This is a genomic window from Myxococcota bacterium, assembly GCA_039030075.1.
Classification (GTDB): domain Bacteria; phylum Myxococcota_A; class UBA9160; order UBA9160; family SMWR01; genus JAHEJV01.
Map to the genome: position 1 here is coordinate 35008 of JBCCEW010000003.1, position 14153 is coordinate 49160.

7 protein-coding genes are annotated in these 14153 nt (G+C 70.3%); 1 reads left to right on the plus strand and 6 read right to left on the minus strand.

From position 1 onward, the window contains the following. Window positions 1-34: 34 nt before the first annotated feature. The 5 genes from pbpC to AAF430_03735 all read right to left on the minus strand — a co-directional run bounded on the left by pbpC (window position 35) and on the right by AAF430_03735 (window position 11820). Window positions 35-2389: a penicillin-binding protein 1C gene (gene pbpC / locus AAF430_03715; GenBank protein MEM7409326.1), complete on the minus strand. Its 2355-nt coding sequence runs from the start codon at window positions 2387-2389 to the stop codon at window positions 35-37. Further along, on the minus strand, window positions 2389-7875 hold the full coding sequence (locus AAF430_03720; protein MEM7409327.1) for an alpha-2-macroglobulin: 5487 nt from the start codon (window positions 7873-7875) through the stop codon (window positions 2389-2391). The genes pbpC and AAF430_03720 overlap by 1 nt, the downstream gene beginning before the upstream one ends. Window positions 7876-7974: 99 nt before the next feature. Beyond that, a complete protein-coding gene (locus AAF430_03725) occupies window positions 7975-9312 on the minus strand; it encodes a hypothetical protein (protein MEM7409328.1) in 1338 nt (445 codons plus the stop codon). Between the two features lie 79 nt (window positions 9313-9391). After that, on the minus strand, window positions 9392-10393 hold the full coding sequence (locus AAF430_03730) for an NAD(P)H-dependent glycerol-3-phosphate dehydrogenase (protein ID MEM7409329.1): 1002 nt from the start codon (window positions 10391-10393) through the stop codon (window positions 9392-9394). Window positions 10394-10395: 2 nt separating this feature from the next. Continuing rightward, window positions 10396-11820 (minus strand): HAD-IB family hydrolase, encoded by a 1425-nt coding sequence (locus AAF430_03735; GenBank protein MEM7409330.1) that lies wholly within the window; start codon window positions 11818-11820, stop codon window positions 10396-10398. Window positions 11821-12002: 182 nt separating this feature from the next. On the opposite strand from AAF430_03735, the gene AAF430_03740 reads away from it, so the two are divergent. After that, window positions 12003-12662, plus strand: coding sequence for a hypothetical protein (locus tag AAF430_03740; GenBank protein MEM7409331.1), 660 nt, complete (start codon window positions 12003-12005; stop codon window positions 12660-12662). Here AAF430_03740 and AAF430_03745 read toward each other — a convergent pair. Then, window positions 12659-14104 carry an aspartate aminotransferase family protein gene (locus AAF430_03745; GenBank protein ID MEM7409332.1) on the minus strand — a complete coding sequence of 482 codons (1446 nt, stop codon included), beginning with the start codon at window positions 14102-14104 and terminating at the stop codon, window positions 12659-12661. The two genes, AAF430_03740 and AAF430_03745, sit on opposite strands and share 4 nt — an antisense overlap. Window positions 14105-14153: the final 49 nt, after the last annotated feature.

The following is a 14153-nucleotide window of genomic DNA, read 5'->3' on the forward strand; positions in this document are numbered from 1 at the left end:
GAAGGGCGTCAGGAATGGCGCCCCGGAAGAACGTTCAGGAAGAGCGCCGGCGGCCTTCCACGTGGTATTCCACGCGATGCGAACGCCCGGCGTCGTCCATCACCACGACGCGATGCGCCCCGGGCTCGAGGGGAACGAAGACCGCGCGCTCGGGCGGCGCGATCCCGACGAGCGACCCGTCCTGATACCAGTAGAGGGTCTCGGTACCCGGCGCCGCGTCGGCCGCCAGTCGCAGCTGGCTGTAGGCCGCGGGCGCATCGTGCCGTTGGCGGTAGGGGGTCTTCGCGTCGGGCGAGGAGATCCGCGGACCCGATGCCACGTAGACCTCGCGACATTCCGGGTGGAGGGACGGCAGGGCCCGGGACGGCTGACCCGTCGCGAGCCACCAGGCGCGTAGTGCGGCCGGGAAGACCGTGAGCACCTCCGGACGGTGCGGCCGCTGCTCGAGACACGCGCCTTCGAGACGTTCGCCCGACTCGGCGTCGACGAACACGCGGCGATGGTGGGTGCAGCGCGCGAGCCGCGATACGCCAGGCAGGGTCGGTACGCGGATCCTCGCCGGACAGTAGGCCCCGGGCAGCTCGTGGCTCACGGAACACACTTCCGTGTCGACGATGCGGGGATGCACCTTCGCCAGCCGAGCGCCTTCGGGCTCGACGGCGCGGAACACGTCGAAGAGCAGCGGCGCCGCGTGCTCGGCGACGGAGATGCCCGGCCGCGGGCTGCCGTCGAGGTTGCCCACCCAGACGCCGACGCTCATGCGCGTCGAGTACCCCACCGCCCAGGCGTCGCGGTGGCCGTAGGAGGTGCCCGTCTTCCAGGCCACCTCGGGAACGTCGCGCGCCAGTGCCACCGCCGCCGGCGGGAAGTCGGGGCGTCGCACGTCGCGCAGCACGTTGGTCACGAGAGCGACCGCCGCCGCGGGCAGCAGGCGCTGGGGCTTCGCGGCGGGGCCGGGCTGCCAGCGCACCGGCTGGTGGAGACCCTGGGACCCGAGCGTCGCGTAGGCGTTCGTCAGGTCGAGCAGGGTCACCTCGCCCCCGCCGAGCACGAGCGGCAACCCGTAGCGCGCCGCCGGTCGATCGAGGGTGGCGAAACCCGCGCGCTGGAGCAGCGCGAGGAACGGCGCGACACCGAGTTCGGCCAGGGTGGTCACCGCCGGCACGTTGCGCGACTCGGCCAAGGCCTCTCGCAGGGTCATGCGGCCGCGGTAGCTGCCGTCGTAGTTCTCGGGCAGGTAGCCAGCGTAGTCGACGGGGATGTCCAGGGTGATGGTGTCCGGCACCGCCAATCCCTGGGCGAAGGCCTGGGCGTAGACCCAGGGCTTGAGGGTCGAGCCAGGCGAGCGACGGGCCAGCGCGCCGTTCACCTGACCGGGTCGCTCGGTGTCGAAGAAATCCGCCGAGCCGACCATGGCACGCACCGACCGGGTCTGGTTGTCGAGCACGACGACCGCAGCGTTGCCGATGCCGCTCTTGCGCAGGGCGCGCACGCCGTCGGTCACGAGCCCCTCGACCTGGCGCTGGAGGTCGGCGTCGAGCGTGGTCGCGACCGCGCGCGAGGCCGACTGACCCGCCGCCCAGCGTGCGAAGTGGGGCGCAGTGAAGGGCGTGGGCTGCCAGCGCTCGGGTAGCGACTGGCGCTTCGCGCGCGCGACTCCCGCCGCATCGAAGACGCCACGCGCAGTGAGCTGGTCGAGCACCCGGTCGCGCGCGCGTCGTGCTGCGTCGGGGTGTCGACGCGCGTCGTAGGCAACGGGCGCCCGCGGTAGCGCGGTGAGGTACGCGGCTTCTCCCAGGGACAGCTCCGCCGGCGACTTCCCGAACCAGAACCAGGCGCCCGCGCCGACGCCTTCGAGATTGCCACCGAAGGGCGCCAGCCCGAGATAGGCCGCGAGCAGCTCCTCGCTCGAGTAGGCGCGCACGAGTTGGTGGGCCCGAAAGGCCTCGATCGCTTTCGCCCGCCAGGTGCGTGCGCGCGGCTCCACCAGCCGCGCGAGCTGCATGGGAATCGTCGACGCGCCCGACACGACCCGCCCCGCGCGCAGGTTGGCGAGCGCCGCCCGCGCGACGGCGAGCGGGTTCACGCCCGGGTGCCACCCGAGGAAGCGATCCTCGGATTCGCGCAACGACCGGACCAGCTTCGGCGATACCGCATCGTGGGGCACCGGCCAGCGCGCACTTCCGTCGGGAGCCAGGAAGAGACGCAGGGGCTCACCGTCGGCGCTGGTCACCACCCGCGCCGGCGACCGCTCGAGGCGTTCGTGGGGGAAGGGGAAGGCCGCATCGAGCCCCCGGAACCCGATCTCGATCCCCAGCAACGACAGGACGCCGAGCGCGAGGAAGCGCAGCGCGCGCCTGCTTCTCGACGAAACCGCAGCCGTCGTCACTAGCGCGCCTGGATCACGAACTCGCCCCGCGGCCCGACCGCGCGCAAGCCCGGCGCGTACATCGCCTCGACCTGGACCGGCGGGAGCCGGAAGCGGCCCGGGTTCACCGCGCGCAGCAGCAGATAGGCCTCGCGCCAGTCGCCGCGACCGATGCGCGTGAAGAGCAGGATGCGGTCGTCGCGCGCGTCGAGATACTGGGACGACAGCTGCTTCTGGTTCGCGACCCACGGCAGGGTTTCGCTCGATTGAAGCCGCGGGTTCTCCACCTCGAAGCCCGCGGGCAGCAGCTGCTGCACCACCAGGTTCTCGATGCGCCCGCGCACGCTCCGCAGGCGGAGCTTCGCGACCACGAGCTCGCCCTGGGACACCGTGTTGTCGGTGATCGCCACGCCGTTGCGATCGAGCCAGCTGCGCTCGATCTCGAGACCGCGCGACTCGGTCTGGAAGGCCGCGTCGGTCGGCGTTCCCCGATGTCGCAGCACGTAGTAGGCCCGTGTCCGCGCGTCGCCGCCGTCGATCAGGATCTCGATGTCGCCCTCGGGCAACCACTCGAAGACCCGGGTGTCCTGATCGAACTGACCGATCTGCTTGCCGCCGACGAAGACGCTGCCCTGGTAGACCGCCGAGCCGGCCTCGCGGAAGAGCTGCCCCAGCGCGATCAGTGCGAGCGCCGACTCCTGGGTGTTCCAACGCTCGTCGAGGGCGTCTCGTCCCAGCTGACTGGCGAGCTTCGGAATCCGCGGATCCTCGGGCGCCGCGTCGAGCAGCCCGAGCAGGAAGAGCGAACGGTTCCGCGTGGTGGACGCGAAGTTGCCCCCGGTCTGGCGGCGCACGGTCTCGGTGTCGTCGAGGGCCGTCGCCAGTTCGGGGAGGACGCTCGGATCTCCGCTCGCGGCGTAGGCCGCGCCGAGCAGCACGCGCGACGTCGCGGTCAAGGCGTCTGCGTGGCGCTCTCGCAGGAAATCCATCGTCGCGCGATCGGGATCGCCGGCGCGCGCCAACACGTAGAGGGCGTAGACCACCCGTTCGAGTTCGGGGGCGGAGTAGCGCGGCTTCGCCACCGCCTCGCGCTTCGCGTAGGCGAGGGCGCCGGGGAGCGCGGTCTGGGCGCTGGTGTGCCCGGCGCGCTCCGCCTCGACCAGGAAGTGAGCCGCGTAGACGCTCGCCCAGGGGTGCGCTTCTCGGCCGCGCGGCCATAGGCTGAACCCGCCGCGTGCCAGCTGCATCGATGCGATGCGGCGCACCGCCGCTTCGACCCACAGCGCCGGGTCGCGGTCTTCGAAGAGGCCGGGCTCCATCGCTTCGGCCCACTCGCCCAGACCCACCAGGGGAAACGCGCGCGACACGGTCTGCTCGAGGCAGCCGTAGGGGTAACGGAGCAGATCGCCGAGCCGTCCGTAGAGCTGAACCGCCGGATGGGGACCGATCCACAGACTGCGGGTGCGGCCGTCCTTGCGGAGACCGTCGTCGATGCTGCGCAGCAAGACGCCCGACTGGGTCACGGCGCCCACGGTCTCCAACGTGCGGTTCGGAAGATCGGGGCGCAGTCCGAAGCTGCGCTCCACCCGCGCCTCCTCGTCGCCAGCCTCGGCGAAGACGCGCAACACCACCTCGCCTTCGGCCTCGCCGGAATCCAGCGGAAAGCGCACGGTGGTCTCGCTGCCGTCGGCAATCGCCAGCGTCTGGAGCGCCTCGCCCTCGAAGGTGACCGGGCCCTCGACCTCGAAACGCACCTGGACCTCCGCGTCCTTGCCCGTGTCGTTTCGCACCGTCACCGGGACCTCGACGCGTTCGCCGAAGGAGAGGAAGCGCGGGGGCGTGGGCGTCAGCATCAAGGGCTGCCGCACCCGGGTGAGCTCGGTGGCGGCGCCGAAGTCCGCGTCGCGATAGGCGACGGCCATGACCCGCAGGGCGCCCTGGAATTCGGGCAGCTCGAAGCGCACCTGGGCGCGTCCGCTCGCGTCGGTCTGCAGCGGCCCGGACCAGAACGCGACGGGCTTCACCCGGCGAATGCCCTCGGTGCGCAGGAACTGGGTACGCCCGGCGCCGCCACTGCCGCCGCCGGCGTCCGCCTCGCCCTCGAGATCGAGGTCGGGCAGCAGGAACGAGAACACGTCATGGGACGACACGCTCAGGGCGCGTCGACGATAGAAGTGGCCGAACGGATCGGGCGACTCCTGACCCACCAGCTGCAGGACCCCTTCGTCGACGGCCGCCACCGTGACCCAGCTGCGCGGTGCCGCGGTGACGGCGAACTCGAGGGGTGCGCTCGGGCGCAGTTCGTTCGGGAGCTCGAGCGCGACGGGCATCCGATGGCGTTCCCGATCGACGGACAGCGGCACGGCTCCGAAGGCACGTGCGGCGCTGCCGGGCTCGAGCTGATCGGCGCCGCGCACCAGGGTCGCCGTGACGTAGACGTTCGGTCGCCAGTCGGCCCGCACCGGGAGTTCGAGCCGGGCCGTATTCCCTTCCAGCTGACGCACTTCTTTGTGCAAGACGCCGTTGCGCTCGACCGTCACGAGCAACTTCCCGGGAAACGGAGCGCGGACCTGCACGACCGCCGACTCGCCGGGCCGAAGATCGTCGCGCTCCAGGTCGAGCTCGACGCGGCCCGGATTCTCGACCGCCCAGGGCGCGAAGCCCCAGCCGCTGGCGTAGAAGGTGAGCCGCGAGGAAGCGCCGGTCTTCGGGTCGGTCACGACGACCCGGTAGCGACCGTACTCGGGTGGGGTCACCTCGAAGGAATGTCGCGTGCGACCACCGGGAAGGGTCTGGCGGCCGAAGACGTGGGCCTCGAGGACCGACTCGTAGCGATAGCTGCCCGACGCCGTGCGGCGCAGGACCGTCTGCCACTCGTCGCGCAGGAACTCGACCTGCAGCGTGCCGGTGTCGACCTCACTGCCGTCGGGAGCCGCGCCCACCAGCTCGAAGGAGACCGGCTGCCCGGGTTCGGCGTAGCCCGCTTCGCGCTGCCGCAGCCCGAGGTAGTAGGGATAGGGATGAACGGGAATGCGCGTATGGGCGGCGACTCCGCGGCCGCCGCTCTCCCGCACGCGCGCCGTGACGACGGCCACGAGGGAGGACGGCACTTCGAGCCCATCCGGAACGGCCACCTCGAAGCGCTGCTTCCCCTCTTCGTCCAGCGACCCCTCTCGGGCCAGTAGCTCGCGACGGGAGAACTTGCGGTCGTCGTTGCGGAAGGAGAAACCGGTGTGACCCGGCGGTACGAAGGGCGCCGCCTCGAGCGAGACGCGGCTCTCGACGGCCAGCCCCGAGGCCGGCGCGCCGAACAGGTAGTGGCTGGCCACCTGGTAGCGGAGCGCCGCTCCGGGCTGAGGCAGTGCTTCGCCCTCCGAGTCGATCTCGACCGCGATGCGATCGGGAACGAACTCCTCGACCTGGAAGCGGTAGCGGCCGACCACGTCCTCGCCGACGACGAGCTCGAGGCGATGCGCACCCGTGAAGCTCGTCTCTTCGAGGAACACGCTCCACTCGGCGGCGCCCTGCGCACCGAGCGCGAGGCGTTGAGTGCTGCGCTCCTGGCCCATCGGGTCCTTGTGGCGCAGGAGCAGGGGCATGTCGGGAGGCACGCGCAGCTCGGCGTCCCGCAACAGCGCGACGCCCCGGGCGGTCTCGCCCGGGCGGTAGAGATCGCGCTCGCCGTAGAGCAGGGCGTCGTAGCCGTGGGGCGCTTCGGAGGACCCGTGGACGTCGAGCCCGGATGTCTCGATGCGGGTGCGGTCGAGCGCGAGGAAGCTCCAGTCGTCGCCGCGTTCCACGAGCACGTAGGCCGGGCGGTGTTCTGCGAAGTGCTCCTCGAGCCCACGGAAGTGCAGCATCCCGCGCGGGTCGGTGCGGCCCGACGCGATCTCCTGGTTCTGATCGCTGACCACCCGCACCCGCGCCCCGCGAATCGGCGCCAGATCGTCGAAGGACGACGCCCAGACCAGCAGATCGCCGGTGCCGCGCTTCGCCACCAGACCGAGGTCGGTGATCAGGACCCAGCGCTGCTCCAGGTGATAGCTGCCCTCGCGGCGCAGACCCACGCGGTAGAAGCCGGGCTCACCGTCCTCGAGCCAGTCATCGATACGCAGCTCGGTCGTCTGCGTCTGATTGCGCGGACCTTCGATGCTGAGCTTCTTCTCGACGATCCGATCGCCGAAGACGCGGTCGACACCTCCGTAGCCGCGGTTCCGGTACACCTGATAGCCGCGCTGCTGCACCAGGTAGAGCACGTTGTTGCGGTAGACCCGGTCGATGCTGACCGTCACCTGATCGAGGTTCATGGTCTCGATGCCCAGGCTGCGACGACCGCGGGCCGACAGGAACATCCCCTCGCCGTGGAAGCGGGCGGAGGCCGGGAGATCGGGAAGTCGCACCTCCTCTTCGTGCTTCCCGCGCAGCACCGCACCGTCGCGAGAACGCAACCCCTGGAGCAAGGCGACGCGATAGCGCTCGCCGGGCTCGAAGGCGCCGACGAGGTTCAACTGGTTGCGTTCGGCGGTTGCGCGAAATTCCACCGCCGGCTCGACTTCGAGGTGATCGCGCGCGAGTTCGAGATCGACCGCCGAGCTGAGCTCGATCTCGATGCGGCTCTCCGACTCGCCAGGCCGACTGCGGATGCCACGCACCGCGAGTACGCCCCGCGACCCGAGCGGCAGGGTCCGGCTCCACTCGGCGCCGAGTTCGACGTTGCCCTCGGCCGGGGTGAGCGAGGGTCCGACGGCCAGCACCAGCTCGCGAGAGGCGGCCCCCTTCTCGACCGGCGCGCTGCGCCAGCCGATGATGCGCGACGCGTACGAGAGTTCGAGCTCGATCGGGACGTCTTCCCCGGAGCCCTCGGGATCCCGCAGCACGAGCAACGGCGCGAGCTCGCGCGGTTCGACGTCGTAGTTGAAGCGCAGCTCCCCGCGCAGGCGGACGCGGTGGGCGGCGTCGGGGACGGGCTCTTCGTGGGAGAGCGCGCGCTCCACCTGGAAGGCGTCGGTCTCGACTTCGACGCGTGGATCACCGAGCAGTGCGCGTTCGGGGCCCAGCAGTGCGTCGGTCAGGAGCTCGATCTCGTAGCGCGTCGCCGGTGCCAGGCGGTGGGTCGGCGTGAAGCGCAGCACGTTCGCCGCGTTCCAGGACCAGATGCCGCCGGTGTGGGGAGTCAATCGGACGGGGGGCGGCGCCAACACCTCGCCTAGCTGGTCGTCGCCGAGGGGCCGGTCGAACACCAGATCGAGGTGACGCCGGTGCTCGCGGTCGACGAGCACGTCGACCCAGGTGACGGGTTCGCGATCGAGCAGGGCTTCCGCGGGAGGCGGCCCCGCCTTGGGGTTGCGGTTGCGCTCGCCGATCCAGAGCACCGCAAAGAGCAACGCCAGGCCCGCGAACACCACGAGGCCCCAGGTCTTCGCGCTTTCCGCCGGTCCACCCTCCGGCTCGGCGCCAGCGGCGCCGGGAGTCCGTTCCGGATCTTGATTCGAAGTGTCGTCCGCCAAGCCTGCCCCCCCAACCTTCCGAGAGCGCGATTCTAACCAGGTGACGCCTGCGGGTGTCCGTGATCCGCCTCACTCCGGACGCAACCGATCCCAGCTGCACTAGGGCGCGGGCGACTCCTCTGCGTGTACTTCCAGCCGGCGGTCCTGGGCTGCCCGAATGCGTGCGCGTTCACGCGCGAGAATGTTGTCGTAGGTCTCCGAGTCGTCGAAGACCAACTCGAAGGGCAACGCCGCTTCGCGCCCACCGCTCATCCGCGCGCGCACTTCCAACGCGTTGATCCCGGGCACGACGGGGACATGGGCGACGAAGCGCCCCTCACGTGTCACCTCGGCTTCGATGCGCCCGCGGCCGTCGGGAAGTTCGACCCAGACCGATTCCGCGACCGGCAACTCCAGCACCGAGGCGTAGGCCGATCCGTAGGAACGCGGCGCGATCCGCCGGAAGCTGCCGCGTACCCGATCGAGCGAACGACGGGCGAGGGCCGGGTCGTCGGCGGCGAAACCGCCCAGCGCAAACCAATGGAGTTCCGCTTCGGCTTCGGCAATCCGCTCGGCGGCCTTCAGCCAAGGGTGGTCGGGGGAGGGCTCGGCGTTGTCGTCGAGCTGGTCCCCGTCGATCCCCAACACCAGTACGCGCCGGGCGTCGTCGCGGCCAGCCTCGAACTCGACGAGCGCCGCGTCGATGGCTTCGGGCAGGCTCGGCGGCGCGATCACCGCCGCGTCGCGGAGCCGGTAGAGCGCCCTGTCGATCGCCGCCGCGTCCGCGCTGAGCCCCAACTCCTGGCGAAAGCTCGCGAACTCTCCGGGGCCGGGCGGGACGTTCGGGTAGGAGAGGACGGCGATGCGCAGCGCCCCGAGCCGCGGCCGGACCCGGTGCAGGAAGGCGCGGCCCGCCGCGACCTGAGCCGCCACGGCCTCGGCCGGCGCCGAACGATCGATCAGCCAGACCACTTCGTAGCGGGTGCCCTCGCGCGCATCGACGGCGACCGTGCCCTCCAGCGTGATCTCGGGTGTGGGCGCCCGCACCGGCACCCCCTCCTCGGGCGAGGTCACGCTGATCGCCGAGGCGCGCCCTTCGGAAGGAATCGGCACCACGGCGCAGTGGGAGGTGACGGACGGGTTGAACACGTCGAGGGGACGCCAGGGCCCCGGCAGCTGGCCCAGGCGGGCGGAGCATCTCCAGCGCAGCTCGTTCAGGAGCCCGCCGGCCTCTTCGACCTGGCAGCTCGGGATGCGCACCAGCGGGTGCTCCGGGTGGGGCTTCCAGAGCTCTTCGACCCGATCGAACACCTGGATATCGATCTGGGGATCGGGGCAGGCGGCGCCCTCGTAGTAGACGTGGATGCGGTCCGAGGGCGCGGCGTCCTCGGCCAGCAGCGCCCAGGGAAGGAGCACCAGCGCCACGCCAAGGGCGAGCTGGAAAAGGAGCGGGGGCATGGCGTGCGAGGATATCGCTCCGTTCCTGGGCCGGCGTGCATCGCGAACGGGCGCCCCAGGCCGAGCCCGGAGGAGAGGGCTAACCGTCGTCCGTTTCGGCGCCGGGCATGCGTCGGGTGAGGCCGCGGTAGGCCTGCTCGGCGGTGTGGCCGTCATGGACGACGCCCTTCACCTCGCTGGCGATCGGCAGCTCGACGTGGTGTCGGTCGGCGAGTTCGAGGACCACCTTCGAGGTCTTCACGCCCTCGGCCACCATGTGCATCTCTTCGATGATCTCGTCGATGGTGCGACCGCGGCCGAGCTGCTCGCCGACGTGGCGGTTGCGGCTCTGGGGGCTGACGCAGGTGGCGATCAGGTCGCCCATGCCCGCGAGGCCGGCAAAGGTCCCGGCCTGACCGCCCATCGCGACGCCGAGCCGGGTCAGCTCGGCGAGGCCGCGGGTGATCACCGCGGCGCGGGTGTTGTCGCCGACGCCGAGTCCGTCGCCCATGCCCGTCGCGATCGCGATCACGTTCTTGAGCGCACCGCCGAGTTCGCAACCCACCACGTCCTGGTTGGTGTAGACGCGGAAGAGCCCGGAGTGGAACACCCGCTGGATCTGCCGGGCGACGCGCGCGTCGTCGATCGCGATCACACTCGCCGCCGCGAAGCCGGACATGATCTCGCGTGCGAGATTCGGCCCGGTGAGCACGCCCGCCAGATGGTCCGGCACCTCCTGCTGGATCACCTCGGTCATGCGCAGGTGGCTGTCCTGCTCGAGACCCTTTGCGAGGCTCACGATCGGGACCCAGGGGCGCAGGAACTTCTTCACTTCGGCCAGGGTGCTGCGCACGCTCTGGGACGGAACCCCCATCACGAGGACGTCCGCGTCGCGCACCGCCTCTTCGATCGAATCGGTCGCGCGCAGGGTGCGGGGCAACTCGGCGTCGGGGAGGTAGCGGGCGTTGGTGTGGGCTTCGTTGATCTCCTGCACCACTTCGGGGCGGCGCGCCCACAAGGTGGTGGGCGCGTTGTGGGACGCCAGCGTCGCCACGGTCGTGCCCCACGATCCCCCTCCCAGCACCGCGACCCGCAGCTGCACGCCTAGCCCTCCAAGACTTCCAGGTATTGATCGCGGACCGCCGCGATCTCCTCGTCGAGGTTCTCGACGGTCCAGCCGCTGGTATCGACCGGCGGCAGCACGACGGCCTCGACGGTCGCGGGGTGGATCACCAGGGCGTTCTTCGGGAGCGCGTCGAGCACGTTGCGGAACACGACGGGCACGATCGGCACACCGGCCTGCATGGCCAGGTGGAAGGCGCCTTTCTTGAAAGCTCCGAGGTGCGGCGTCGGCTGACGGGTTCCCTCGGGCGCGATCGCGATCGAACGCCCTTGTTTCAGCGCTTCGAGTGCCGGCTCCATCGCGTCGATCGCCTTGCGCGTGTTCGAACGGTCGACGAACACCACGCCGGCGGCCGAGAAGAGCGGGCCGAAGACCGGGTTGGACTTGATCTCCTGCTTCGCGATACCCGTGACGTCGCGGCGGATCATCTTCATCATGAGGGGCGCGTCGAGCCCACTCTGGTGGTTGAAGATGAACACGGCCGGACGGTGGGACCAGAGATGCTCTTCGCCATCCACGCGCAGGTCCACGCCCGCCAACGCCGTGGAGAGATCCGCCCAGAGCGATCCGGTGGTGTTCACCGCGTCGCGGTGGGAACGGTTCAGCAGCCCCACGCCCAGCCCGGTGAGCACCGACGGCACGAGGCTGGCGTAGGCGAGCGCGGTGCGGCCGATGGTCTCGAGATCGGGCGTGCCACGGCTGTGGAAGCGGCGCACGGGCCAACGGCGTTCCTTCGCGATCTGGGCAAGGGGACGATCGGGGTTGGTGGGACGCGGATGGCCGACGTTCTCGAGGAGCGGCAGGTCGTCGATGCTGTCCGTGTAGAAGAAGCTCGCGTCGAGATCGATGTCGTGGTCCTCGGCGAGCTGCTCCGCCGACGTCAGCTTCCCGCGCCCGAAGCAGGTCGGGTGGATGACGCGGCCGGTGAGGGTGCCGTCTTCGACTTCGAGCCGGGTGCACAGCACGTGTTCCACGCCGAGGCTGCGCGCCACCGGGTCCACCTGATAGGGAGTGGCCGAGGACACGATCGCCACCGTGTGACCGCGCTCCTGATGCGCGCGGACGAGCGCACGCGACTCGGGGTAGATCTCGGTGGCGAGGTGCTTGTCGAAGACTTCCTGGCCGAGTTCATCCAGGGAGCTCTCTTCGAGGCCCCGATAGGCCGCGGTGTGGGCGGCGACGAACCCCGAGAAGCCCGTGCGCCCCAGGGCGAAGGACAGCGTCCCGAGCAGGGATTGGGCGAGCTCTTGCGGGCCCGCGCGACCGCTGGTGATGCGCTCGCGCATGAAAGAGACGGCGGAGAAACCCGCGAGCAGCGTCCGGTCGACGTCGAAGAACGCGCCGACCTTCGGGCCGCTCGGACTCTCGCGAATCTCTTGGGTCAGCTTGTCGTAGAGCACGGACACCTGGGGTGCCCCCCCGTGGGTCAGTGTACGACGGGCCCTCTGGGAATCCCACCCGAAGCAGCGCGGAAAGAGTGGGCCGTTCCCCTGCAAGTGGACTGGCGATCTCCGCGCAGGCCACATGCACCCCGTGCGCACCCGGCCTCGGCGCCCGTGATAGGCTGGCGCGCGTTGGAGGTATTGGCATGCCTTCCCTCACGCCGGCCTCACAGCATCTGGTGCTCGTCGTGGGTCTCGCCGCTGTCTGGGCCGTGGCACCCGAGGCGCGCGCGCAGGCGCCGGGCTGTGACCCGGCCGACGTCTGCTGCTCCCAGTGCGACACGTCGGGCATCGCGACGTGCCCGAACGACATCCCCTTCGAAGCCTACGACGACCTCACCGACCAGCGGGCCGAGTGGTTGGGTGAGCTCGCGGCCGACGGGTGTGGGGACGACCTCTTCGGAACCCTGGGTCTCGTGGAAGGCACGTGCCTGGGACTCAATCGCCGCTTCCTGCTGCAGCAGCGACTGAACCAGAGCGAGGGTCACTTCTTCGACGGCACCGGCGCCTTTCTCGGCAGCGGCATCGGCGGCGACTCGCTCCACCCAGTCTGTGGGCTCGAGACCTACTACCCGTCGCGCACCGTCTGCACGCCCGTGATCGACACGATCCACTGCGGCTACTTCTGGGAGACCTTTACCTCGGAGCCGCTGCAGAACGGCGGCACGGTCGGTGTGCCCGGGGCGACCGCCTCGTCGCCCACGCCGGTCCCGAGCCTGCACCCGCCGTTCGGTACGCGTCTCGCTGCGGGTGTGGTGTTGCTCGTGGGGAGCTGGGTGGCCCTGCGCCGCCGCGCACGCGACTAGACCCCAGGCGCGCGGTAGAGCTCGTTCAGGTATTCGACGAGGAGTCGCTCGCGCAGTGGAACGGGCAGGGCGTTCAAGACCTCGTTGATCTCGGCCATGCGTCCCGGTAGTGCACTCCCGGTCACGCCCGCCATCGCGAGCATCCCGGCGAAGACATCTTCGGTGAGGTCCTCGGGGGCGAGGTTCCCGAAAGCCTCCTGGATCTTCGGAGCGAGCTCACCGCTCGGGAGCTGTTTCGCCGCGTCGGTGCTGACGCGGAGATCGTCGAGCATCGGCTTCACCCACTTCACGCTCTCGGGGTTGATCGAGAGGTGGATGTTCTCGGGCGAGTCGCGGAAGGAGAGCTGGGGCTGGACGTACCAGTTGCGCTCCTTCATCTCGTCGGCGATGTGGAAGACGCTCACGCCTTCGCCGGCGAAGGCCACCAGGTTCATGTCCGGCCGGCCGAGGATGCGCAGCTCGGGCATGGCGTCGACGGCGGTGACGATCTCATCGGTGGCCTGCTTCACCTTGCGGGTGATGTCGAGATAGCCGTCGTCACCGATGAAGTGCAGCGCGGCCCAGGCTCCGGCGATCGGTCCCGCCGACTTCGTGCTCTGCACCGTCGGGTTGATCACCGTGTAGCCGCTCCAGTTCGAGCAGGCGTACATCTGGTAGCGCCGCAGCGCCTTGTCGCGGTAGAGGATCGTCGAGGCGCCTTTGGCTGCGAAGGCGTACTTGTGGAGGTCCATCGAGATCGAGGTGACGCCCGGCACGCGGAAGTCGAAGTCGGGTACGGGCGCGCCGAGCCGCTGGAAGTAGGGAAGCAGGAAGCCCCCCATGCAGCCGTCGACGTGAAGCAGAAGGTCGTGCTCGAGCGCGATCGCACCGAGCTCGCGGATCGGGTCGACCACACCGTGGGCATAAGAGATCGCAGATCCGACGAGGAGCACCGTGTTGTCGGTGATCGCGTCGCGCACCGCGTTCGGGTCGGCGCGGAAGGTCTCGGGATCGACGGGCACCAGCACCGGCTTCACGCCGAGGTAGTGCCCGGCCTTCTGGAACGACGCGTGCGCGGTCTCGGGCAGCACCATCTCGGGCACCCCGACCTCCGGGCGCTGTTCGCGGGCCCAGTCGCGCGCTGCCTTCACCGCGAGGATCAGGCTCTCGGTGCCGCCACTCGTGAAGCTGCCGACGGTTTCCGCGTCGCCCGAGAGATGGTGGGCGGCCATCGCGACCACCTCGTTCTCCATCTGGAGCGCGCTCGGGAAGGCGGTCGGGTCGAGACCGTTCTCGGAGAGGTAGCTCGCGAAGGCGTCCTTGATGACGCCCTCGGCCTCGGGGCCTGGATCGTAGACGTAGGCCCAGGTGCGCCCTTCGCGCCACGGCGTGTCGTGCTCGCGGTAGCGCTCGAGCTGCGTGAAGACCTGGTCGCGGCTCCAACCCTGTTTCGGAATCTCCACGGCCAGGCCTCCTTGGAACGCGCCGTGAACCCGGCGCGGGGGACGCCAG

Coding starts and splice junctions, on each gene's coding strand:
- AAF430_03725 (MEM7409328.1), bottom strand. CDS start 9,312: ATGCCCCCGCTCCTTTTCCAGCTCGCCCTTGGCGTGGCGCTGGTGCTC.
- AAF430_03740 (MEM7409331.1), top strand. CDS start 12,003: ATGCCTTCCCTCACGCCGGCCTCACAGCATCTGGTGCTCGTCGTGGGT.